21 protein-coding genes and 1 tRNA gene are annotated in these 21,056 nt (G+C 46.2%); 19 read left to right on the top strand and 3 right to left on the bottom strand.

Features of this window, described 5'->3' with window-relative positions:
• Positions 1-3: 3 nt before the first annotated feature.
• The 13 genes from PKO02S_RS04635 (at position 4) to PKO02S_RS33735 (ending at position 14,377) form a co-directional block, all read left to right on the top strand.
• Positions 4-1,482: a lipopolysaccharide biosynthesis protein gene (locus PKO02S_RS04635; protein ID WP_164821295.1), complete on the top strand. Its 1,479-nt coding sequence runs from the start codon at positions 4-6 to the stop codon at positions 1,480-1,482.
• A 4-nt stretch (positions 1,483-1,486) separates the two neighbouring features.
• Positions 1,487-2,965 carry a hypothetical protein gene (locus tag PKO02S_RS04630; RefSeq protein ID WP_127579928.1) on the top strand — a complete coding sequence of 493 codons (1,479 nt, stop codon included), beginning with the start codon at positions 1,487-1,489 and terminating at the stop codon, positions 2,963-2,965.
• Between the two features lie 15 nt (positions 2,966-2,980).
• Complete coding sequence (locus tag PKO02S_RS04625; protein WP_127579927.1) at positions 2,981-4,039, top strand: glycosyltransferase; 1,059 nt, start codon at positions 2,981-2,983, stop codon at positions 4,037-4,039.
• 20 nt (positions 4,040-4,059) lie between these two features.
• A complete protein-coding gene (locus PKO02S_RS04620; RefSeq protein ID WP_164821294.1) occupies positions 4,060-4,998 on the top strand; it encodes an NAD-dependent epimerase/dehydratase family protein in 939 nt (312 codons plus the stop codon).
• Positions 4,999-5,000: 2 nt separating this feature from the next.
• Entirely contained in the window at positions 5,001-6,236 is a 1,236-nt protein-coding gene (locus PKO02S_RS04615; RefSeq protein ID WP_127579925.1) for a glycosyltransferase family 4 protein, read from the top strand.
• Positions 6,233-7,462 (top strand): glycosyltransferase family 4 protein, encoded by a 1,230-nt coding sequence (locus PKO02S_RS04610; RefSeq protein WP_127579924.1) that lies wholly within the window; start codon positions 6,233-6,235, stop codon positions 7,460-7,462. The genes PKO02S_RS04615 and PKO02S_RS04610 overlap by 4 nt, the downstream gene beginning before the upstream one ends.
• Positions 7,463-7,490: 28 nt before the next feature.
• Positions 7,491-8,186, top strand: a complete 696-nt coding sequence (locus PKO02S_RS04605; RefSeq protein WP_127579923.1) for a class I SAM-dependent methyltransferase — start codon at positions 7,491-7,493, stop codon at positions 8,184-8,186.
• A 28-nt stretch (positions 8,187-8,214) separates the two neighbouring features.
• On the top strand, positions 8,215-9,363 hold the full coding sequence (locus PKO02S_RS04600) for a DegT/DnrJ/EryC1/StrS family aminotransferase (protein ID WP_127579922.1): 1,149 nt from the start codon (positions 8,215-8,217) through the stop codon (positions 9,361-9,363).
• An 8-nt stretch (positions 9,364-9,371) separates the two neighbouring features.
• Entirely contained in the window at positions 9,372-9,974 is a 603-nt protein-coding gene (locus tag PKO02S_RS04595; protein WP_127579921.1) for a sugar transferase, read from the top strand.
• A gap of 11 nt (positions 9,975-9,985) precedes the next feature.
• Positions 9,986-10,960: a Gfo/Idh/MocA family protein gene (locus PKO02S_RS04590; protein WP_127579920.1), complete on the top strand. Its 975-nt coding sequence runs from the start codon at positions 9,986-9,988 to the stop codon at positions 10,958-10,960.
• Positions 10,961-10,968: 8 nt separating this feature from the next.
• The gene (locus tag PKO02S_RS04585; protein ID WP_127579919.1) at positions 10,969-11,970 is read left to right on the top strand and encodes an NAD-dependent epimerase; all 1,002 of its coding nucleotides are present in this window, start codon (positions 10,969-10,971) and stop codon (positions 11,968-11,970) included.
• Positions 11,971-11,990: 20 nt separating this feature from the next.
• The gene (locus tag PKO02S_RS04580; RefSeq protein WP_127579918.1) at positions 11,991-12,569 is read left to right on the top strand and encodes an N-acetyltransferase; all 579 of its coding nucleotides are present in this window, start codon (positions 11,991-11,993) and stop codon (positions 12,567-12,569) included.
• A 215-nt stretch (positions 12,570-12,784) separates the two neighbouring features.
• The gene (locus tag PKO02S_RS33735) at positions 12,785-14,377 is read left to right on the top strand and encodes an outer membrane lipoprotein carrier protein LolA (protein WP_127579917.1); all 1,593 of its coding nucleotides are present in this window, start codon (positions 12,785-12,787) and stop codon (positions 14,375-14,377) included.
• A 128-nt stretch (positions 14,378-14,505) separates the two neighbouring features.
• Here PKO02S_RS33735 and PKO02S_RS32230 read toward each other — a convergent pair whose 3' ends face one another.
• A complete protein-coding gene (locus PKO02S_RS32230; RefSeq protein WP_164821293.1) occupies positions 14,506-14,844 on the bottom strand; it encodes a hypothetical protein in 339 nt (112 codons plus the stop codon).
• On the opposite strand from PKO02S_RS32230, the gene alr reads away from it, so the two are divergent.
• The 4 genes from alr (at position 14,837) to PKO02S_RS04555 (ending at position 19,461) form a co-directional block, all read left to right on the top strand.
• Positions 14,837-16,207 carry an alanine racemase gene (alr, locus tag PKO02S_RS04570; protein ID WP_246066835.1) on the top strand — a complete coding sequence of 457 codons (1,371 nt, stop codon included), beginning with the start codon at positions 14,837-14,839 and terminating at the stop codon, positions 16,205-16,207. The two genes, PKO02S_RS32230 and alr, sit on opposite strands and share 8 nt — an antisense overlap.
• A 269-nt stretch (positions 16,208-16,476) precedes the next feature.
• Positions 16,477-16,758, top strand: coding sequence for a CopG family ribbon-helix-helix protein (locus PKO02S_RS04565; protein ID WP_127579915.1), 282 nt, complete (start codon positions 16,477-16,479; stop codon positions 16,756-16,758).
• A gap of 3 nt (positions 16,759-16,761) precedes the next feature.
• Positions 16,762-17,112 (top strand): type II toxin-antitoxin system PemK/MazF family toxin, encoded by a 351-nt coding sequence (locus PKO02S_RS04560; protein ID WP_127579914.1) that lies wholly within the window; start codon positions 16,762-16,764, stop codon positions 17,110-17,112.
• 102 nt (positions 17,113-17,214) lie between these two features.
• Positions 17,215-19,461 carry a Tex family protein gene (locus PKO02S_RS04555; protein WP_127579913.1) on the top strand — a complete coding sequence of 749 codons (2,247 nt, stop codon included), beginning with the start codon at positions 17,215-17,217 and terminating at the stop codon, positions 19,459-19,461.
• A gap of 88 nt (positions 19,462-19,549) precedes the next feature.
• Here the strand turns inward: PKO02S_RS04555 and cmpA are convergent, their stop codons facing one another.
• Together cmpA and PKO02S_RS04545 are read right to left on the bottom strand one after the other, a co-directional pair.
• A complete protein-coding gene (gene cmpA / locus PKO02S_RS04550) occupies positions 19,550-19,696 on the bottom strand; it encodes a cortex morphogenetic protein CmpA (protein ID WP_127579912.1) in 147 nt (48 codons plus the stop codon).
• Between the two features lie 128 nt (positions 19,697-19,824).
• Complete coding sequence (locus tag PKO02S_RS04545; RefSeq protein ID WP_127579911.1) at positions 19,825-20,184, bottom strand: hydrolase/acyltransferase; 360 nt, start codon at positions 20,182-20,184, stop codon at positions 19,825-19,827.
• Between the two features lie 114 nt (positions 20,185-20,298).
• Here PKO02S_RS04545 and PKO02S_RS04540 point away from each other — a divergent pair, with 114 nt between their 5' ends.
• Together PKO02S_RS04540 and PKO02S_RS04535 are read left to right on the top strand one after the other, a co-directional pair.
• Positions 20,299-20,790, top strand: coding sequence for a SprT family protein (locus PKO02S_RS04540; RefSeq protein ID WP_127579910.1), 492 nt, complete (start codon positions 20,299-20,301; stop codon positions 20,788-20,790).
• A gap of 115 nt (positions 20,791-20,905) precedes the next feature.
• A tRNA-Asn gene (locus tag PKO02S_RS04535) sits at positions 20,906-20,981 on the top strand.
• Positions 20,982-21,056 lie beyond the last annotated feature (75 nt).

Genomic DNA, 21,056 nt, shown 5'->3' with positions numbered 1-21,056 from the left:
ATTTTGTTTTCACAAAAGCGAGTGTTCAAAGATTTTGGAGTATACTTTGCCTCCGCTTTGTCCAATGGTGGAATTGCTTTTGTTTTCATTATACTTGTAGCTAATTTTATGCCTACAGAAGAGTATGGGAGAGCATCGAGCGCATTGGCTATGTGCGGAATGTTCTCATTACTCTCGATGATGGGGTTGAATCAAGGATATATTATTCTACAAAAGAATAAGGAATTTAATGAAAAGGATTCTATACTTTCGTCTGCTCATATTGGAAGTATTATTGGATTCGGACTGGTTTCTATCCTATTGGCATTCTTTTGGAAACAGACAAGCATGTTTTTTTTAGAACACGAAATGCCATACAGTTATTTGATTCCATGTTTGTTCCTTGTGTTAGCAACAATCCTTACTGAAATGAACAATGTGAGAATGAGGTACTCTTACCAAAAAAAACTGGTTTTGGTTACAGGAATTATTAACGGACTGCTCTATTCCAGTCTTTCGATTGTATTACTTCTCGCTGTAAGCAATCACTCGTCTATGCTGTTATGGTCTTCGTCAATTACGCTGCTATTGGTGGCCTTATATATTTATTTTAAGCACGGTTTACCTATTAAGTTCAACTGGATGAGGTCAGACTTATTCAAATCATTATATCGAATTTCTGCGCCTTTGGGTTTGACGGCACTTATTGCAGTTGTGCCAGCCATTGCAAGTCGCACTATTCTTATTCATTTTGGCAATGGATTAACAGACGTGGCCGTTTACGCATTGGCACTGAGTTTGGCACAACCTATGACCTTAATAACTTCCGCATTTTTGTCTGCCTGGGGACCGCACATGCTCGATCATCATGCAGATGAAAGCTTCAGAAATAAGGTAAATGCAATCACAATAACTTTGTTATTGGTCATAACTGTTGGTTCACAAATAATGCAAATAGTAATCGAGGTATTATTACCCTATACTGTAGAAAAGGAAGATCTGCAAGTTGCAGCAAATGTATCCGCATTATTCTCGCTTACTGTAGGGCTGAGAATGCTCGGCTCCGTGTTTTCGTCAGGGTATATTTATAAAGGAAAATCGTTTCATTCTTTATGGATCCAGGCAACTGCAATCCTTGTAGCAACAGCATCATCCTATGTGCTCGTATTTCACTTTAAACTAAGTATAGTAGGAGTGGTATTAGGAGAGTTGTTCGGCGTATTGATCTACTTGGTGGTCGGGTCTTATGTGTCCAATCGGTATCTGCCAATTAGGATGCAATATGTAAAATTATTCGTATTTGGCATCCTCTCCATTACTCTTGCAATCTTATCGACTAAAGCTAATGGAGTCGGTACATTGTCCTTTATGAACAATATTTCTTTTTTGATGATGCAGCTTATTTTATCTGCATTTTTTTTCAAAAGTCATATCCAGTCAGTAGCAAAAACTATTAAGCACAAATGGGTGAACCGTCTAAATATACGTGTAAAGGAACGTTAATTTGATGATAAGGTATGTAAGGAATTTTGTGCTGGCACTTATTTATTATTCGCTGCAAGCTTACGTTTACACACCGCCATTCCATTTTATTTGGATTTTTTTATCTGTGGTTTTAGGATCGCTATTAATGTCAGTCAGCTTAGAAGTCCTATTTAAAGTTATTAAAGATAACCACGGTAACTTTTTATGTCCTGAGGGTATGGCAGTGTTAGGATTTATTTTATACTTTTTATGTGCTCCCTTTGTCATGTTCGAACGATATAACTTAGATGTATCTGAAAGGCTTTATGGCGTATCTGCGAGTGACTTTACTCAGTTAGGACCTACCTTTACTTTAAGTATTCTTGGTTTATTCCTGTTCTGGGTTGCGTTCACGATTGGTTTGTTTTGGACCAGATTGAAGAAGACTGGACGCGAGGAACAACAAAGTTTAGATGTATATCGTGATAAAATGAAACAGGCGAAACATGGATTTAGATCCTATATGATTGCTGGGCTCTTATTTTATTTTCTTGGTATTGCTGTCGTTTGGCTTTGGCTAGGCGGAATCTTCAATTGGTTATCAGCTACCATAAGCTCATTTATTGCTCGGGGGCAAGGTGTGCGCTTTGTCGGACAATCAGGTTATGGTTACATCGAGATCATAAACAAGTTTGCAGATGTTGGAATCATTATTTTTATCATCATTCTGTATTTAATTTTTAGGAACAAGCTGGCACGTCCTATTATTTGGGTAATCGGATTTGTGTTAAGCTTTCTAGCTTATGGATATATCGGATCAAGGACCGCGGTACTTATCGTTATTTTGTGGTTGTTAATTATTCATTCCATGCTGATAAAACCAATCAAGTTCAAGAATTTCGTATTATTAGGATTCGTAATTGTGTTTCTGGCATTATTTATGAACTCAGTTTCCCATTTTGCCAATATCGGACAACGACCAGGGTCAATCGTTGATTTGTTGACATACACAATCAATGCCTCTGCTGTGACATTTGTAGCAGGCATAGACTTATCACGTGTATTGCCAACAGTTGTTATGTTCAAACATAGTTTGCAAGGAGATATTACCTTGGGCAGCACATTTATCGCTTCCTTACTTCATCCATTACCTAATTACGTATGGCCGTTTAGCAGACCACTTAACATCGAACAATTCGCAGCATGGAAAGCTGAGATTGATCCGTACGGCCATCGATCGCATCCGATCATTGGTATGCCTGGCGAAGCATTTATCAATTTTTCTTGGTTTGGAGTAATGTTAATTGGATTTGTTCTAGGCCTAATTACTTCTTATTGTCAAAAGTTCTACAACATGTTCGTTCAGTATGGCAACATTGCATCCGGTGTGATCGCGGTCATTCTATCCGTTTTTACTTTTACGATTACAGCGACACAGTCATTTATCTTGTTCTATCAATTGGTAATATTAGCCATAACGATAATTGGATTTCTGTTTGTTACAAAAATCAAGTGGAAGTAGTACGGAGGACTTACAATGAGAAAGAAAAAAGTTGCTTTCATCGTTCCAACGCTGGATGGAGGCGGGGCAGAACGGGTGATTGTTACTTTGCTCAATCACTTAAGTAGAGACTTGTTTGATCCTCATCTAGTAATAATAAATTATGGGGGAAAGTATGAGAAGGACGTTTCTAGCGACGTTATAGTTCATCACTTACATTGCTCGAGAGTTAGAAGCAGTTTTATTCCTTTAGTAAGAACTATAAGAGCGATTCAGCCAGATGTAGTCTTATCGACAATTAGTTACTTGAATCTGGCTCTTCTAATGATTAAGCCATTGCTTCCAAAACAAATGAAATTTATTATTAGGGAATCCAATACACCAAGTGCTTTTTTACCAACGATGAGTTGGCCGGCGCTTTGGAAATTTTTATTTAGAATGTTCTACAGACAGGCAGACCTTATTATTTGCCAATCCGATCATATGATTGAGGATATGTCCGCTTCATTTGGGTTGGACAAAGGGAATATGTTAAGAATCTATAACCCTGTGGATATACAGAAAATTAGTAAATTAACAGCATCCGTGATAAACCCATTTGAGGGGATGCGCGGTCCACATATCGTGTGTGCCGGGAGGTTGACTCATCAGAAGGGCTTTGATCGCATAATTGTGAAGCTTGTAGAATGGAAGAAAGACAACCCGGATCTTAAAGTGTGGATACTTGGAGAAGGCGAACTAAAGGCATCATTACAAGAACAGGCTAAAGCCGCGGGAGTATCGGATCACATTGAGTTCTCCGGGTTTCAGGATAATCCGTATCAATGGCTAAGTCATGCAGATCTATTTATCCTATGCTCCCGCTATGAAGGACTTCCTAATATAATGCTTGAGGCTATCGCATGCGGGTGCCCTGTGCTAGCAGTCGAAAACCCAGGTGGAACCCATGAAATAATGCAGATTCATAATCTCCAAGGTCAATACGTTTCCGTTCTGCCTGATTCATTAACTTTTGACTATCGTAAAGAGCCGTTGTCAAGTAGTTTCATGGTGGACCAGATAATAAAGCAGTATGAAAAAGTATTGAAATACTAATATGGAGGGGAGGGATTTCGTTGAACTTTTTGGTAACCGGGGGTAGTGGATTTATTGGCTCGCACTTGGTCAAAGAGCTCTTGAAAGCAGGGCATCAAGTCAAGGTACTAGATAACTTCAGCAGCGGTAAGATGGAAAACTTAAAGGAGACTGTTAACTGTAGCAGGCTCGAAATTATTAATGGAGATGTTCTTAATTGGAATGAACTAAATAATAGCATGTATGGAATGGATGGGGTTTTTCATTTAGCTGCATTAGTCTCGGTACCTGTGTCCATACGAGAACCGCAACTCAATTTTGAACAAAATATTCAGGGAACCCATAATGTTTTTGAAATAGCTAGATTGAATCATATAAAAAAAATAGTTTATGCGAGCAGTGCTGCGGTATACGGAGATACCACGCAAACGCCTATTCACGAGGATTTATTGCCGAATCCAATTAATCCGTATGGATACGCCAAGTATATTACGGAACAGCTAGGTCAAATGTACAACCGAACCTATATGGTTGATTCTGTAGCACTAAGATTTTTTAATGTATATGGACCGAATCAAGACCCTTGCTCCGTTTATTCAGGTGTGATTAGCAAGTTTATTCATTTGATGAAGAATGGGCAAAGTCCAACAATCTACGGAGATGGTGGGCAAACGAGAGATTTTGTTTATGTGATGGATGTGGTAAGTGCCATGATCGGCGCGATGCTTTCCACTCAATCCGGATTCAAGTGTTATAACGTCGGTTCGGGACAAACTCTAAGCATTAGGGCGTTGATACAACTGTTAAATGAAATTTTTCAGCAGAATATTCCCCCTCTCTATGAAAAGGATCGTCAAGGTGACATAAGGCACTCTGTATCCGATATTTCAAAGATCAGCGAGGAACTGGGTTTTGAACCCCAATGGAGCATTCTGGATGGGTTGAACGAGTTAATATCCTTTGAGAAGACAGGTATTTAGATATGAAAATCTTATACATTACTTCCAGCTTTCCTTGTGGACCAGGTGAGTCATTCCTAATTCCTGAGCTTGCGGAACTATCCAATCGAGGACATAAGGTTTACATCGCACCTATACATCCAAGGGGAAAAGTTTTTCATGAAAGCATATTAGAGTTGAACTTGCCACTACTATTAAAACCATTACTTCACTTGATTTATGTTGTATTCTTTATTTATGAATTCTTTTGTCATCCGAATAGAATGATTCGTTCCATCTCCATCCTTTTTCAGAGCCGTAACAAATCCATTCTGGTCAAAAATTTTTCAGTTTTGCTGAAGGCCTCCTGGCTTAGTTGGTTTTGCCGAAAACATAAAATTGAACATATTCATGCCCATTGGGTATCGTATAGTTCAACGGCTGCCCTTATTGCAAGTATATTGTCCGGCATCGAATGGAGCTTTACTGCACACAGGTGGGATATCGTCGATAATAATCTCTTAGAGTTGAAAATAAAGAAGGCTAAATTTTGCAGATTCATTTCATCAAGCGGGGTACGGCTGGCGAGCGAGAGAGTACATGAAATGCCACTGGATAAAATGGTTGTATTACATATGGGTGTGAAACTTCCGGAATTTGAGTGTCGGGAACCCATTGTTAACGAGAATCCTAAAGTAATTGTATGTCCTGCAAATTTAATAGAAGTAAAAGGACATCGATATCTAATTAAAGCTGTTAAGCAGCTTCGGGATAAGAATTGTAGAATAGATTTATGGCTAATTGGAGACGGCCCGCTTAAACAGGAACTAATGGATTATTGTAACCAACTCCACTTAACGCAATCCATACGATTTGTCGGACAAAAACCACATCACGAGTTGATGAATTTGTATAAGAATGGTCATGTATTTGGTGTGGTATTACCCAGTGTGGACCTTGGTAATGGAGAACATGAAGGAATCCCTGTATCTCTGATTGAAGCGATGTCATTCGATATTCCCGTAATATCCACAGACACTGGTGGCATTCCAGAATTGTTGCAAAACGGAGCAGGCATTATAGTTCCCCATCAAAATCCGACAGCTTTGGCTCATGCAATAGAGACCTTGGTTACGGATTTCGGACTAAGGAATGAAATGATTGTGAAGGCAAGATTTGTGCTCAAAAGTCAGTTTGACATTCAGATCATTGTCGATCAATTGGTGGGGCATATGAATCCTGAGGGGCAAGTGAATTTGAAAGAAATGGTGAATTCATGAACATATTAGTTATTAATCATTATGCAGGTTCGCCCTATCATGGTATGGAATACCGGCCTTACTTCCTTGCGAAGGAATGGGTTTCTCTAGGACATTCGGTAACCATCGTAGCTTCAACGGAGTCTCATTTGCGTATTAACGCCCCAGAAACAACAGGTCTGCTGACTGAGCAATGGATTGATGGAATTCAATATTTATGGGTACGCACAACACCCTACAAAGATAATGGAGTAAAAAGGGTTATCAATATTTTCAACTTCGTTATTAAGCTAATTTGGAATTCCAAGGATATAGTAAATCAAGTTAAACCAGATGCCGTTATAGCATCCTCCACATACCCGTTTGATATTTATGCTGCTCAAGCCATTGCAAAAAAAGCAAAAGCTAAATTTATTTATGAAGTGCATGATTTGTGGCCTCTTACGCCGGTTGAAATAGGAGGGATGTCCCCATACCACCCGCTAATTATGCTCATGCAGAAAGCAGAGGACGACGGGTACCGCAAAGCGGATCGAGTTGTTTCAATGTTGCCGTATGCGAGGTCTTACATGTTATCTCGAGGGATGAAGGATCATAAATTCACATGCATTCCTAATGGCGTTCATATCTCGGACTGGCAGAACAGTATTCAAAGCTTGCCAACGCACCACCAAGCGGTATTGGAAGAACTTGCGTTAAAAAAGCACTTCCTCATAGGGTACGCAGGGTACCATGGGTTAGCGAATGCTCTGTTTCCCATGCTCGAAACAGCGTTATTAATGAAAGAGAGTCCTATATCTTTTGTTTTAGTTGGTAATGGTCCATTAAAGGAAGAGTTGGAGTTAAAAGCTAAACGGCTAGGTCTAACCAACATCTATTTTTTGCCTTCAATAACGAAAAATGAAATTCCGACTTTTCTGTGTAAAATGGATGTGCTGTATATTGGATGGAACAAGAAAAGAATCTATGAATATGGAGTGAGCCCAAATAAATTAATGGATTATATGATGGCGGCCAAGCCGGTGATCCATTCCATTGATGCGGGAAATGATATTGTGGCGGAATCGGGATGCGGTATATCTGTGCCTGCTGAAAAACCTGAACAGGTAAAGGAAGCCATTGAGAAGCTAATGCGTCTGACAAGAAGTGAATTATTAGAAATGGGTAACAAAGGAAAAGAGTACGTGGTGTTGAATCATGATTACCAAATTCTGGCGAAAAAATTTATATCTGTACTATCTGATTAAGTCATTTTGACAGGAAGGACACGTACGTATGAACGAAATTGATCAAATTAAGCAACGGTACAGTGAGAGGAATTCCCTTAAAAAAAATAATCTGTATAATTCCTTGATTCCATCCGTTTATATGTCTCTTCAGGAAAAGGAACGTGCATTGATTCGATGGATCAAAGATTGCAAGGTTGAACCGATCGAGATCAAAACCGTTTTGGAGGTTGGTTGTGGAGGAGGGGGAAACTTACTCCAATTGATTCAGCTCGGATTTTTGCCAGAAAATTTGACTGGAAATGAACTACAAGAGGACAGAGCTCTAGCAGCAAGGAAAAAACTTCCTCAAGACACTGCTATTATTGTTGGGGATGCATCAGAAAATGATTTTGGTGGACAGCTATTCGACATCGTATATGTTTCAACCGTATTTTCTTCAATACTTGATGATAGTTTCCAACAAAAATTGGCAGGCCGTATATGGGAAAAAACAAAGCCAGGTGGAGGAGTTTTGTGGTATGACTTTATATATGACAATCCATCTAATCGGGACGTTAAGGGGATTCCTGTTAGAAGAATCAAAGAGTTATTCCCGTTAGGTGAGATAAGAGAGTGGAGTTTGACTCTGGCTCCTCCTATTAGCAGAAGGGTTACAAAATTTCATCCTTCCATGTATACGATTTTCAACTGCATTTCTTTGCTTAGAACTCATAAATTATGCTGGATTGAAAAAAAAAAATAACATAACTTCCCTTGGAGTGAGTACTTTGATGAAGATACCATATGCATTGCCATACATCGATGATCAAGAGATCGCAGAACTGATATCAACACTCAAATCAAATTGGTTGAGCCGGGGGCCCAAAACGGCAGAGTTTGAGAGCAAGTTTGCTGATTACGTCGATTCCGAGTACGCGGTTGGGTTAAACTCATGTACAGCTGGCTTACATCTTGCTCAACTTGCGCTAGGGATTGGTCCAGGTGACGAGGTTATTACTACACCTTATACTTTTGTAGCAACTGCGAATACCATTCTCCACACTGGCGCCAAGCCTGTGTTCTGTGATATTGACCCGATTACGATGAACATTGATCATACGAAACTAGAAAAACATATTACAGCTAACACGAAAGCAATTATTCCTGTTCATTTCGCAGGGTTGCCTTGTGAAATGGATACTATAATGGATATGGCAAAAAGTAATAATTTTAAAGTGATCGAAGACGCAGCTCATGCGGTATATACCCGATATAAGAAAGAGCCGATTGGATGTATTGGAGATATGACTTGCTTCAGTTTCTATACCACTAAAAATCTAGCAACAGGCGAAGGCGGGATGGTAACGACTAAAGACGAGGAGTTGGCCGATCGTTTAAGAGTGATGAGTTTGCACGGAATGGATCGCAATGCCTGGAACCGTTATACGGAAAAGGGGTCTTGGTTCTATGAGGTCATTTACCCTGGCTATAAATATAACATGACAGATATTCAAGCTGCTCTTGGACTTGTTCAATTAACAAAATTGGAAGAGATGCAGTCGCTAAGGAATAAATATTCCGAAATGTATCAAAAAGCATTTTCCAACCAAGAGTTGATTACAACTCCCTTCGACTCGAGCGAACACACACACGCTTGGCATCTTTATGTTCTAAGAATTGATTTTGAAAAACTATTTATTACAAGAAGCGAGTTTATTGAAATATTGAAAGATAAAGGGATTGGGACAAGCGTACACTTCATTCCAGTTCCAAAACACCCGTATTATAAGAAACTCGGGTATAGTATCGAAGATTATCCAAATGCTAGCAAGGCTTACGAGGAAGCCGTTTCCATTCCGTTATACCCAAGCTTGTCAGAAGAGCAAGTGAACTATATTATTGAAATGATTCTGACGACAGTTAATAATTCGAAAAGGTAACGATTCCCATGAAATCTTATCTTCCGTATAAAAGACTTTTTGATCTTATCTTTGCAGCGGTAGGTCTTGTTTTAGTGAGTCCTCTGCTGCTGATAGCCGCTATTTTGATAAAACTTACTTCACAAGGGCCAATTTTTTTTAAACAGATTCGAATTGGAATGGGACAGAAGGAATTTAAGATCTTCAAATTTCGAACAATGTATATCAATGCAGAGACACAGGGCACTCAAATAACGATTGGTCGGGATCCCAGAATTACCTCTATAGGTCATTACTTGCGAACCTATAAGCTTGACGAGCTTCCTCAGCTTTTTAATGTTTTGCGAGGAGAAATGAGTTTAGTAGGCCCGAGGCCTGAGGTACCTCGTTATGTGAAATTTTATCAGGAAGAGCAAAAGAAAGTATTCCGTGTACGACCTGGAATAACAGATTACGCTTCAATTAAGTATTTTGATGAAAATCGATTGTTGGGTGAAGTGAAAGACCCGGAAGACTTCTATATTCATAAGATTATGCCGGATAAATTGGATTTAAATCTTCAATATATTCGTGAAATGTCGCTTAAAAAAGATATGCAAATTATTTTATTTACAGTGATTAGAATTTTTTGAGGAGTTGTATCATGTCGAACAAGGTTGTTGTTATTGGCGCGGGAAACTGGGGTATTAATTTAGTTCGAACTTTTCATCAATTGGGCGCATTAGCGGGAGTTGTTGAGGCTGAACAAACATTGCGGGATCGAATTGTGGAGAACTACCCTGATATTCCGGTTTTCCAAGAGTACTTAGAAGCGTTTAACACAGTGGACGCGACGGCGGCCATCATTGCTACACCTGCTCATACTCATTACTCGATTGCTAGCGAATTATTGCAATTGGAAAAAGATGTGTTCGTAGAAAAACCAATTACATTGTCATCCCTTGATGCAGAAAAGTTAGTTGATATCGCCAATAAACATAATCGAATACTAATGGTAGGACATCTGCTTTTGTATCAGCCGGCTATACAAAAAATGAAGCAACTAATTGAAGAGGGAACAATCGGCACACTTAAATCGATTCATCAGGAAAGAATGAAGCTAGGACGTGTAAGATCCGTCGAAAATGTATTGTGGAGCTTTGGAGTTCATGATATTGCTGTGATGTTGTTTCTAATTGGGAGTCAGCCAAATCGGATCGACACTTTCGGTCAATCCATATTGCAAGAACAGGTTGAAGATGATGTATATCTGCATCTTGGCTTTATCCATGGTGTGACAGCTCACCTTCATAATTCTTGGTTATGGCCGGAAATAAGAAGACGTTTGACGGCTATAGGAACAGAAGGAATGATTGTATTCGAAGAGGAGCGTCAATCATTAGTCCTTCATAACAAAAAAATCGGTGAGGATTTATCGAATATCGATAACGGTAGTTCAATTGTTCTTCAAAATAATGACCAGCCTCTCTCGCTGGAGTGTAAACATTTTTTGGACTGTATTCGAGACAGAATTACACCGGTTTCCGATGGACGTAATGGATTAGATGTCATACGCATTTTGGAAAAGGCATCTGAGCAATTGGATATAAATAAAACAAAAAGTATTGTCAATCAATAGGGGGTAACATGAAAGTACTAGTTACTGGGGCCGCCGGCTTTGTAGGATCACATGTCGTTCGGAGGCTCCTTGATTCCGGTATTGAAGTTTACGGAGTCGATAGTATGAACGATTATTATGACATAAGTCTGAAAGAGGCTCGACTTCGCCTGTTAGTTCATCCAAACTTTACCTTTCACAAGGCAAACATTGAAGACAGGTATGTAGTTAATGAGATTTTTGAAGCGTTTCGACCTCAAATCGTCATTAATTTGGCAGCTCAAGCAGGAGTCAGATATAGTCTTCAGAATCCAAATGCTTATATTGAATCTAATGTTGTCGGTTTTTTGAATATCTTAGAATCATGCCGAAAGTACGATATCAAGCACTTGATTTTTGCATCCTCCAGCTCTGTATACGGATTAAATAAGAAGATGCCCTTTTCCGTCCAAGATAATGTGGATCACCCAATTAGCCTGTACGCGGCAACGAAAAAATCAAATGAACTCATGGCACATTCATACAGTCATCTTTTTGGTTTGCCAGTAACGGGTTTGAGGTTTTTTACGGTTTATGGTCCTTGGGGTCGTCCGGACATGGCATATTTTTCTTTTACCAAAAGAATTGTTGAGGGTACACCCATTCAAATCTTTAATGAAGGGGATATGAAAAGGGATTTTACCTACATCGATGATATTGTAGAGAGTATCTTCCGATTAATCGATCTATCTCCAAAACCGAACTACGACTGGGATCCATTAAATCCGGAACCTAGTTCAAGCAGTGCGCCATATAAAGTGTATAATATTGGTAATCATCAGCCTGTGGACTTGATGCTATTTGTCAACTTACTAGAGAAATATATCGGGAAAAAGGCTGTAATTGAGTTTTTACCAATGCAAGCTGGGGATGTTAAAGAAACATATGCAGATATATCGGAACTCTACCAAGTTACGGGCTTTAAACCGGAAGTAACTATCGAAAGCGGTTTACAATCATTCGTCAGTTGGTACAAAGAGTACTATAACTAAATAGATAGGGGAATCTTTGAATGGGAAATTATTTTTTACATTCTTCATCATATGTTGATGAAGGTGCTATCATTGGTGATAACACAAAGATCTGGCATTTCTCGCATATAATGGGGGGGGCAGTAATTGGAGAACGATGTAATTTGGGACAAAATGTATTCGTTGCGTCCGGAGTGAAGGTTGGAACAAACTGTAAAATTCAAAACAATGTCTCGTTATACGATGGAGTAATTCTTGAAGATAATGTGTTTTGTGGGCCAAGTATGGTCTTCACCAATGTTAAAACCCCGCGCTCGGCTTTCCCAAGAAATACTAGTAGTGACTATCTCCCTACGGTGATCAAGAGTGGGGCGTCGATTGGTGCAAATGCAACTATTGTATGCGGCGGAACAATAGGAAGAGCTGCTTTAGTTGCTGCAGGAGCGGTAGTAACTAAAGATGTGCCGGATTATGCATTAGTCGCAGGTGTACCTGCTCGTATTATTGGTTGGGTGTGTGAATGTGGGGAAAAGCTTGAGTTCGAAAAGAATTTAGCTAAGTGTTTTCATTGTGACAGAGAATATAAAAAATCAACCGACAATCATGTAGTTTTAATATAATTCATATTACAAAGTCCGACTGATTCTAAGAATTAATTAGAGTCAGCGGATTTGTTTTGTTTTTCATTTTTTTAAGATTGAGCTTTATTGGATTTATAACTGTCAGGGGTGCGGAATATGAGAAACAACTTGTCACTCTTGTCTGCATAATCGAACAACCTCCCTCATACAGATGGTACAAGTAGTTCACTATCTCGTGAAGAGGGGATGAGGCAATGCGTCGGATCACATGGATATTGGCCATCGTGATAAGCATAGCACTGGTTGCGACCGGTTGTGGGACAAGGAACGCAGGGCAAGTGGTAAATGATCTCGATCATGTGGTCAGCAAATTGGACAGTTATCAGGGAACGGGGAAGATGGTGCTTCAGACGGGGCAGCAGCCACAGAAGTATGATGTGGAAGTGTGGTACCAGAAGCCGCATTATTACCGGATCTCCCTGACGAATGAGTCCAAAGATGTGACGCAAATCGTGCTCCGCAATGACGAAGGGGTGTTCGTGCTGACGCCTCATCTGAATAAGATGTTCCGCTTCCAAAGCGACTGGCCGGAAAACTCGGGTCAGGTGTATTTATACCAATCGCTCGTTCAGAGCATCGTGACGGACACGGAGCGGCAGTTTAACGCCGAGAAGGATACCTATGTGTTCGACGTGGCCGCCAACTACCAGAACGGCCTCCTGGCCCGACAGAAGATCTGGCTCAACAAGAAGTCGCTCGCGCCGCAAAAGGTGCAAGTGTCCGATGAGCGCAACAATATTATGGTGGAAGTGGATTTTACGGCGTTTGAGTTTGGCAAGAAGTTTGAGAAGGATTCGTTTGATATGCAGCGGAATATGACGAGCTGGGACCTGAGTTCGTTGCCGACGAATGCGAGCGGCGGGATGAGCACGAATACGAAGGCGGGCTCGCCTGACACAGCTACGAAGACCACGGATGCCGCTAAAGGTGCAACGACAGGCGCGATGAACGGTTCGTCAGGCACAGGTACCACGGGCAACACAGCTGGCAGCACTAATGGCAATGCGGCAACGAGTGCAACAGGCATGACAGGCACAACTGGTGCATCTGGCACGACAGGAACAGCCGGCACAACTGGCTCTGCTACAGGGGCGAAGAGTGGCTCCACAACGACGGACGCGTCAAAAACTGGCGCAAACACACCTGCTACCAGTGGCAGCAACAATGCGACTAACGGGTCGACAGGCTCCTCTGCAACCAACGGTACTAACGGAGCAGCAACAACTGGCACTGGAAGCAATGCGGTTACAGGCTCCAACAACGCTGCCTCTGGCACGAACAATGCCGCGACGGGCACGACGAACTCCGGCACGAACAATTCCGCGACGGGCACGACGAACAATACGGCTACCGGAGCGAAGCCTGGCACAACTACGCCAGCCGCTAACGGCGCCACTACAAGCAGCACAACAGGCACAACGAACAACGAGGCCCTCCAGCAGTTGCTGGGCATTGTAGAGCCGGAGTACACGCCTGAGGGCGTGAAGAAGCAGGAAGTGAAGCAGGTCAAGCTCGGCGAGGAGCAAGCCATTCTGTTCCGCTATTCCGGCAAGTACAACTACACGCTGATCGAGACGCAGCCACGCACCAAGACGGTAACTTCGCTGCCGGGCGACATCGTGGACCTGGGCTATACGCTTGGCGTCGTGACGGGCGACAAGAACGGCTTACGCACGTTGACATGGACGTATGACGGCATGGAATACCGCTTGTCCACTAGCGATCTGCCGCTGCAGACGGAGATGATCCGAATCGCGCAGTCGGTGCAAGGGCAAGTCGGCAAGTAATTTTATTGAAGCATGAAAGAAGGGAATCGCTGCAGCTCCGATAATCTGGCTGCCAGGATTCCCTTTTTTTACTACCGCCATAGGTTTCAAGTCGTTCCATGGCGCGCCTCCAATAAAAAAGGCTCGCCTTATTGGCGCGCCTTGGCAGGCCGAGCCTGCTTCAATTTTGCTATAGCATTGCTAACCAGCTTGTGGAAAGCAACTGCACCTTCAAAGCCAAGCTCCATACTTCGTTTGCATACAAAGGCTATCAGATGTTCGCCAATCAAATCGAACTCCTTGCGTTTGAACGGGACACTCTCAATAAGATGTACCCAAACAAGATCCTCTCTACGCTCAAGAGCTATAGCCCCTTGCAATAGCATCACCGAGCAATCAGATGGAACCATTCCCATTTGACAGTCGGATTGGATAGCGTTTAACATGGTTACATGTGTGTAAATGAAGAAGGTGAATCTGGTGGACACGTTTTACCGCCCGACTTGGGTAGAGGTGTCTCTTGATGCATTGCATCACAACGTCAGCTCGTTTCGCAGCCTGCTGCCGCCCGAGATGGCGATGCTCGCGGTGGTGAAAGCCGACGGTTACGGGCACGGCGCGGTTGAAGTGCTGCGAGAGGCTTTCGACGCAGGAGCGTCCTACGCAGGCGTAGCGTTCCTGGACGAGGCAATCGAGCTAAGACACGCCGGTATCCAAGTTCCGATCCTGGTGCTGGGCTACACGCCGCCTGAAGCGGTAACAACCGCACTAACCCACGACATCACGCTGACGGTGTTCAGCCGGGAAGTGCTGCTGGCCGCCGAGCAAGCTGCGGCAGGCGCAGCAACCGCGCAAACATTCGAAAATGAAGCAGCATCACTCAGAAGTGCAACAACAGTACCAATAGCATCCCCATCAGCAACAAGCCTACCGCAGCAAGCCGACGCGGGCCAAGACGACCGAAGGCTAGGGGCAACCCAGCAACATGCAACCCTGCAGCAAGCCGCAGTGCAGCAGCAACAACCGCAACAACCACAAGCGCCCAACAAGCTCAAGATCCACATCAAGATCGACACGGGCATGGGCCGGCTGGGCCTTTACGACGAAGACGAAGCAACTGCCTTTATTGAAGAAGCCATGCAACTCCCCCACGTGGAAGTGGAAGGCGTTTACACGCATTTTGCCAGCTCGGATGACAGCGACAAGACGTATACGCGAATGCAGCATCGCAAGTTTGATCGCATTATTTCTCATTTTCAGCAGCAAGGTATCCGCTTTCCCTACATCCATACAGGCAACAGCGCGGCGGCGATCGATTGTCCGGAGCTGTCCTACAACATGGTGAGGATCGGACTTAGCATGTACGGCTTGTACCCTTCCGAGGAGGTGCTGCAGGATCGCATCGAGCTTCAGCCTGCTATGAGCCTGGTGACGCGGCCGGTGATGATCAAGACGTTGCCGCCGGATTCGGGGATCAGCTATGGCACGACGTACCGCACGTTAGGCGAGGAGAGGATTGCCACGCTGCCTGTAGGATACGCAGATGGATACAGCCGTATGCTGTCCGGGCACGTAGAAGTGCTTGTGAAAGGGGTGCGTGTGCCGGTGGTCGGGCGAATTTGCATGGACCAGTGCATGATCAATGTGACGGATGTGTCGACGGAAGTGACGCTGGAGGATGAGGTTGTGCTGTTCGGAACGCAGGGGCCGGTACGGTTGCCGGTGGAGGAGATCGCGGACCGTTTGGGGACGATCAACTATGAAGTGACCTGCATGATCTCGCATCGCGTGCCGAGGGTGTATACCAAGAATGGCGAAGTTTTCAAAGTGCTGAATCCCTTGATACGGTAGCGGCCGAGGGCACGGAGGAAACAGTTTCCAGCGTGAAAAATGGCGAATTGAGCAGGACTTTGCAGGTTTGTATCGAATTGGTTATGGTGGGAGCCGGAGTATCTGTGCATGCAGAACCGGTATAGCATAATTGCTACATCAAGGGCATATATTTATCTTGTATAAAATGGTTTCGTGAACGACATAATGGTAACATGGGTGGGGTCATTGGGGGCGGTTGGCAATTTTGGCTGGCTCGGGTGACCGAATGTTTTGGGGGTGCGAAATCGGTGGCCAATGTGCATAACACCAAACGGATTATGATTAGTTTGCCGGATCATTTGTTGCAAGAGGTGGACGGGATTGTGGAGAAGGAAAATTCGAACCGCAGCGAGTTCATCCGTCAAGCAATGAAGCTGTACCTCTTGGAACGCAAGAAGCGGCATCTTCGCGAGATGATGCAACGCGGGTACATGGAGATGGCAAAAATCAATCTTCACATGGCAGCGGAGGCATTTCAGGCGGAGGAAGACGCGGATAGTACCCTCGATCGCTTAGTTAGCGGGGTGTAGAGCTTGATTGTAAAACGTGGCGATGTGTTTTTTGCAGATTTGTCTCCGGTGGTAGGTTCGGAGCAAGGCGGGGTGAGACCGGTTCTGGTGATCCAGAACGACATCGGCAACCGCTTTAGCCCGACGGTCATTGTAGCCGCGATTACAGCTCAGATTCAGAAGGCAAAGCTGCCGACGCATGTCGAGATCGACGCGGAGACGCATGGATTTGATCGGGATTCCGTCATTCTGATGGAGCAGATTCGGACGATCGACAAGCAGCGGCTGACGGACAAAATTACGCATTTGGACGACGAAACGATGCGCAAGGTGGACGATTCTTTGCAAATTAGCGTGGGATTGATCGAGTTCTAAGATTCGACTTGAGACGAGGGTGTTTGGGCTCCCTCGTTTTTTGGTTTTTTCGGGATGGACAAACGGCAAGTCGGGTTATTTCATAGAGGGGGAACGAGAGAGATGGCGAATCAGGAAATCGAAGCGACTTTGACGGCGGAGGAAAAGAAAGAGGAGAAGGGCAAGCTGACGGAGGCGCACAAGGCGGCGACCCAGGAGCGCATCCTGAAGCAAATCGTGGCGGAGCTTGGGGTGCCTTTGTCGAAGGTAAAGGTGACGATCGAGCTGCTGGACGACGGCAATACGATTCCGTTTATCGCGCGCTATCGCAAGGAGATGACGGGCGAGCTGGATGAGGTGCAGCTGCGCAGTATTGAGGAGCGTCTGCAATATCTCCGCAACCTGGAGGATCGCAAGCTTGAGGTGCAGCGTCTGATCGACGAGCAGGGCAAGCTGACGCCGGAGCTGCGGACCGCGATTGAGAAGTCGGCCAAGCTGCAGGAGGTCGAGGACCTGTACCGGCCGTACCGGCAAAAGCGCAAGACGCGTGCGAGCGTGGCCAAGGAGCGTGGCTTGGAGCCGTTGGCGATGTGGATTCTGACGCAGCCTAGGCACGGTTCTCCGGAGCAGGAGGCGGCCAAGTACATAGATGCTGAGAAACAAGTGGGGAGCGCGGAGGAAGCCCTTCAGGGGGCCATGGACATCATTGCGGAGAATCTGGCGGACGATGCTAAGATCCGGACGTGGATTCGCGGCTATACGCGGGATCAGGGGTTGATCGTGTCCGAGGCGAAGGATGCGAAGGCGGAGTCCGTGTATGAGATGTACTATGCGTACCGGGAGCCCGTGAAGAAGCTGCCGCCTCACCGGACGCTGGCGATCAACCGCGGGGAGCGGGAAGAGATTCTGAAGGTGTCGCTAGAGGTGGCGGCCGACAAGATCCATGACTACATGGGGCGCCAAACGATTCGCGGCGAGTCGGTCGTGAAGGAGCTGCTTCGGGTGACGATCGAGGATGCCTACAAGCGGCTGATCGCGCCTTCAATTGAGCGTGAGATTCGCGGGGAGCTGACGGACAAGGGCGAGGAGCAGGCGATCGCTATTTTCGCGGAAAATTTGAGGAACTTGCTGCTGCAGCCGCCGGTGAAAGGGAAAATCGTGCTCGGCGTCGACCCTGCCTTCCGGACAGGCTGTAAGCTCGCGGTTGTGGATGATACGGGGAAGACGCTGGAGATTGCTGTCGTCTACCCTACCGCTCCGAACAACAAGATAGCGGAGGCGGAGAAGCGGGTTACCGGCATGATCCAGAAGTACGGCGTGGAGCTGGTCGTCATCGGCAACGGGACGGCTTCGCGCGAGACGGAGCAGTTCATCGCGGACCTGATCCGCAAGGTGGCGCCGGGCCGCGTGCAGTATATGATCGTGAGCGAGGCGGGGGCGAGCGTGTATTCGGCCTCCAAGCTGGCGCAGGAGGAGTTTCCCGAGCTGGACGTGGCGGAACGCAGCGCGATCTCGATCGCGCGGCGGCTGCAGGACCCGCTCGCCGAGCTCGTCAAGATTGAGCCGAAGGCAATCGGCGTCGGGCAGTATCAGCACGACGTCGCGCAGAAGCGGCTCGAGGAGAGCTTGAAGGTGGTCGTGGAGTCCGCGGTGAACCACGTAGGGGTGGACTTGAATACGGCGTCTCCGTCGCTGCTGTCGTACGTCTCGGGCGTCAACGGCACGATTGCCAAGAACATCGTGAAGTTCCGCGAGGAGAACGGCAAGTTCACGAGCCGCAAACAGCTGCAGAAGGTGCCGCGGCTTGGCGCCAAGACATACGAGCAGTGCATCGGGTTCATGCGCATCAGCGACGGAGACAATCCGCTGGACAACACGCCGATCCACCCGGAGTCGTACGACGTGGTGGACAAGCTGTTCCGCGAGGTCGGCTTGGCGAAGAGCGGCATCGGTACGGCGCAGCTGAAGGGCAAGCTGCAGGGCTTGCAGCCGGAGCAGGTAGCGGACAGGCTGGGCGTTGGGGTGCCGACGCTGCGCGACATCTGGGAGAGCTTGCAGCGGCCGGGGCGCGACCCTCGGGAGGAGCTGCCTCCGCCGATTTTCCGTACGGACGTGCTGCAGCTCGAGGATCTCAAGCCCGGCATGCAGCTGCAAGGGACGGTGCGCAACGTGATCGACTTCGGCGCTTTCGTGGACATCGGGATCAAGAACGACGGGCTCGTCCACATTTCGCAGCTGGCGGACCGGTTCGTGAAGCATCCGAGGGATGTAGTGTCGGTGGGCGATACGGTGACGGTCTGGGTCATCGGCGTAGATGAGAAGAAGGGGCGCGTCAGTTTGACGATGAAGGCTCCGAAGTCTGCGCAATAAAGGTTTGGTGGTTGGATGAAAAAACAGCCTGATCGGTTTTTGGCTCGGATGGCGAGCAGACCGGTTGGGCTGTTTGGCGTTGCGGACGTTATTTTTGGGGGAGGGGAATGGAATCTTTCATGTCGATCGTGTTCCTGGTGCGGTAGAAATACCAGCAGTCGTTGAGCAGCCGAATCTGTCGGAGATCCTTCTTCTGAAACGCACGTTCCAATTGATGGCAAAGCCATTGCGGCATTGTCGCATCCCCTTTCCTGCCTTGCGGGGCCGTCGCCCATACGCATTCGTAGTTAGCTTCTACTAGCATATGGGCAAACGGGCGCTTGGGTGCAGGTCCAGCGGGCGGCCGCAACGGGGGAGTCGAAATTAGTGCAGGCCTTCCTCGTCCTCTTCGTACCATTGCTCCAGTTGCGCCTGAAGGGCACGGATCTCGGTCAGCAGGGAGATGAGCGGGTAGGACTTTTCCTCGACCGAGGCAAATGTATGCTCCAGCTCATTCAAATAATGGAGGCCGTGCAGGATCGTGCATTGACCCGCGACCACTTCGACTTGCTCGCATTCCGCGAGAATATGCCCCAGATTGGGGACGTTGCCGGCTGTCAGCTTGTCGAGCTCCTTGTGCAGCCTGCGGTTCAGGGCGGTCAGTTGGTAGACGTGGGTCGCCGGCATTTCGACGAAATCCACGCGATCGTTTTGTTGCAGCAGGGCGTATTTCATTTTGGCCATACGGGGTGCAGGACGCTCCTCTCGCTTCTCGTTCGTCGAACTTCTACTTGACAGTGTAGCCTAAGGTAAGGTAAAAATTCAAGTAAACCGGCCTGAAAAAGTGAGGGAAGCGCGATGGATGATCAGCAGCTGCAGATGTGGGTGGAGCGTATTTCGCTGGAGTCGTTCGGGCGTCCTTTCCGGCACAAGGCGGTCTGGAATGCGCGATTGCGTTCGACCGGCGGGCGGTATTTCATGAAGAGCCACAACATCGACATCAGCTCGCAGCAGTATGAGCGGTTCGGGGCGGAGGAAGTGGAGAAAATCATCAAGCACGAGCTGTGCCACTACCATCTGCATCTGCAGCGTAAAGGGTACAAACATGCCGACGAGGACTTCAAGCAGCTGCTGAAGGCGGTCGGGGGCTCGCGGTTTTGCAAGTCGGCGGCTCCGCGCAAGGCGCCTGCGCCGTTTCGGTACAAGCTGGCTTGCCGGGCTTGCGGCATGGAGTATTTGCGGCGGCGGCGGATGGATCCGCGCAAGTATTCCTGCGGGCGGTGCCGGGGGAAGCTGCACTTGCTGGAGCTGCGTCCGGAGCCGGCTGGAGCGGGGGGCGGGCAAGCTTGAGCCGCTGGGGTGAAGTGGCTGGCGGACAAGCTGAGCCTCTTGGTTGGAGCGGATTTCAGCGTGTGGGAAGCGCTTGACTAGTGCGACAAATTCTGATAAATTGGAACTTGTACTTTCCCTGATAGCTCAGTCGGTAGAGCACTCGACTGTTAATCGAGTTGTCACAGGTTCGAGTCCTGTTCGGGGAGCCATATGGAGAGGTACCCAAGAGGCCGAAGGGGGCGCTTTGCTAAAGCGTTAGGGTGTAACAGCCGCAAGGGTTCGAA

The sequence above is a fragment of the Paenibacillus koleovorans NBRC 103111 genome (assembly GCF_004000845.1).
In the GTDB taxonomy this organism is placed as follows: Bacteria; Bacillota; Bacilli; order Paenibacillales; family NBRC-103111; genus Paenibacillus_AA; species Paenibacillus_AA koleovorans.
The sequence above is the reverse complement of the archived record's forward strand: the minus strand, read 5'-3'. Positions and strand labels throughout refer to the sequence as shown.

Excerpts from the sequence above, each read along its gene's own strand:
- PKO02S_RS04615 (WP_127579925.1), top strand. The coding sequence starts at position 5,001 with ATGAAAATCTTATACATTACTTCCAGCTTTCCTTGTGGACCAGGTGAG.
- PKO02S_RS04590 (WP_127579920.1), top strand. The coding sequence starts at position 9,986 with ATGTCGAACAAGGTTGTTGTTATTGGCGCGGGAAACTGGGGTATTAAT.
- PKO02S_RS04540 (WP_127579910.1), top strand. The coding sequence starts at position 20,299 with ATGGATGATCAGCAGCTGCAGATGTGGGTGGAGCGTATTTCGCTGGAG.
- PKO02S_RS04625 (WP_127579927.1), top strand. The coding sequence starts at position 2,981 with ATGAGAAAGAAAAAAGTTGCTTTCATCGTTCCAACGCTGGATGGAGGC.
- PKO02S_RS04605 (WP_127579923.1), top strand. The coding sequence starts at position 7,491 with ATGAACGAAATTGATCAAATTAAGCAACGGTACAGTGAGAGGAATTCC.
- PKO02S_RS04600 (WP_127579922.1), top strand. The coding sequence starts at position 8,215 with ATGAAGATACCATATGCATTGCCATACATCGATGATCAAGAGATCGCA.
- PKO02S_RS04545 (WP_127579911.1), bottom strand. The coding sequence starts at position 20,184 with ATGGCCAAAATGAAATACGCCCTGCTGCAACAAAACGATCGCGTGGAT.
- PKO02S_RS04555 (WP_127579913.1), top strand. The coding sequence starts at position 17,215 with ATGGCGAATCAGGAAATCGAAGCGACTTTGACGGCGGAGGAAAAGAAA.
- PKO02S_RS04580 (WP_127579918.1), top strand. The coding sequence starts at position 11,991 with ATGGGAAATTATTTTTTACATTCTTCATCATATGTTGATGAAGGTGCT.
- PKO02S_RS04595 (WP_127579921.1), top strand. The coding sequence starts at position 9,372 with ATGAAATCTTATCTTCCGTATAAAAGACTTTTTGATCTTATCTTTGCA.
- cmpA (WP_127579912.1), bottom strand. The coding sequence starts at position 19,696 with ATGCCGCAATGGCTTTGCCATCAATTGGAACGTGCGTTTCAGAAGAAG.
- PKO02S_RS33735 (WP_127579917.1), top strand. The coding sequence starts at position 12,785 with ATGCGTCGGATCACATGGATATTGGCCATCGTGATAAGCATAGCACTG.
- PKO02S_RS04630 (WP_127579928.1), top strand. The coding sequence starts at position 1,487 with ATGATAAGGTATGTAAGGAATTTTGTGCTGGCACTTATTTATTATTCG.
- PKO02S_RS04585 (WP_127579919.1), top strand. The coding sequence starts at position 10,969 with ATGAAAGTACTAGTTACTGGGGCCGCCGGCTTTGTAGGATCACATGTC.
- PKO02S_RS04610 (WP_127579924.1), top strand. The coding sequence starts at position 6,233 with ATGAACATATTAGTTATTAATCATTATGCAGGTTCGCCCTATCATGGT.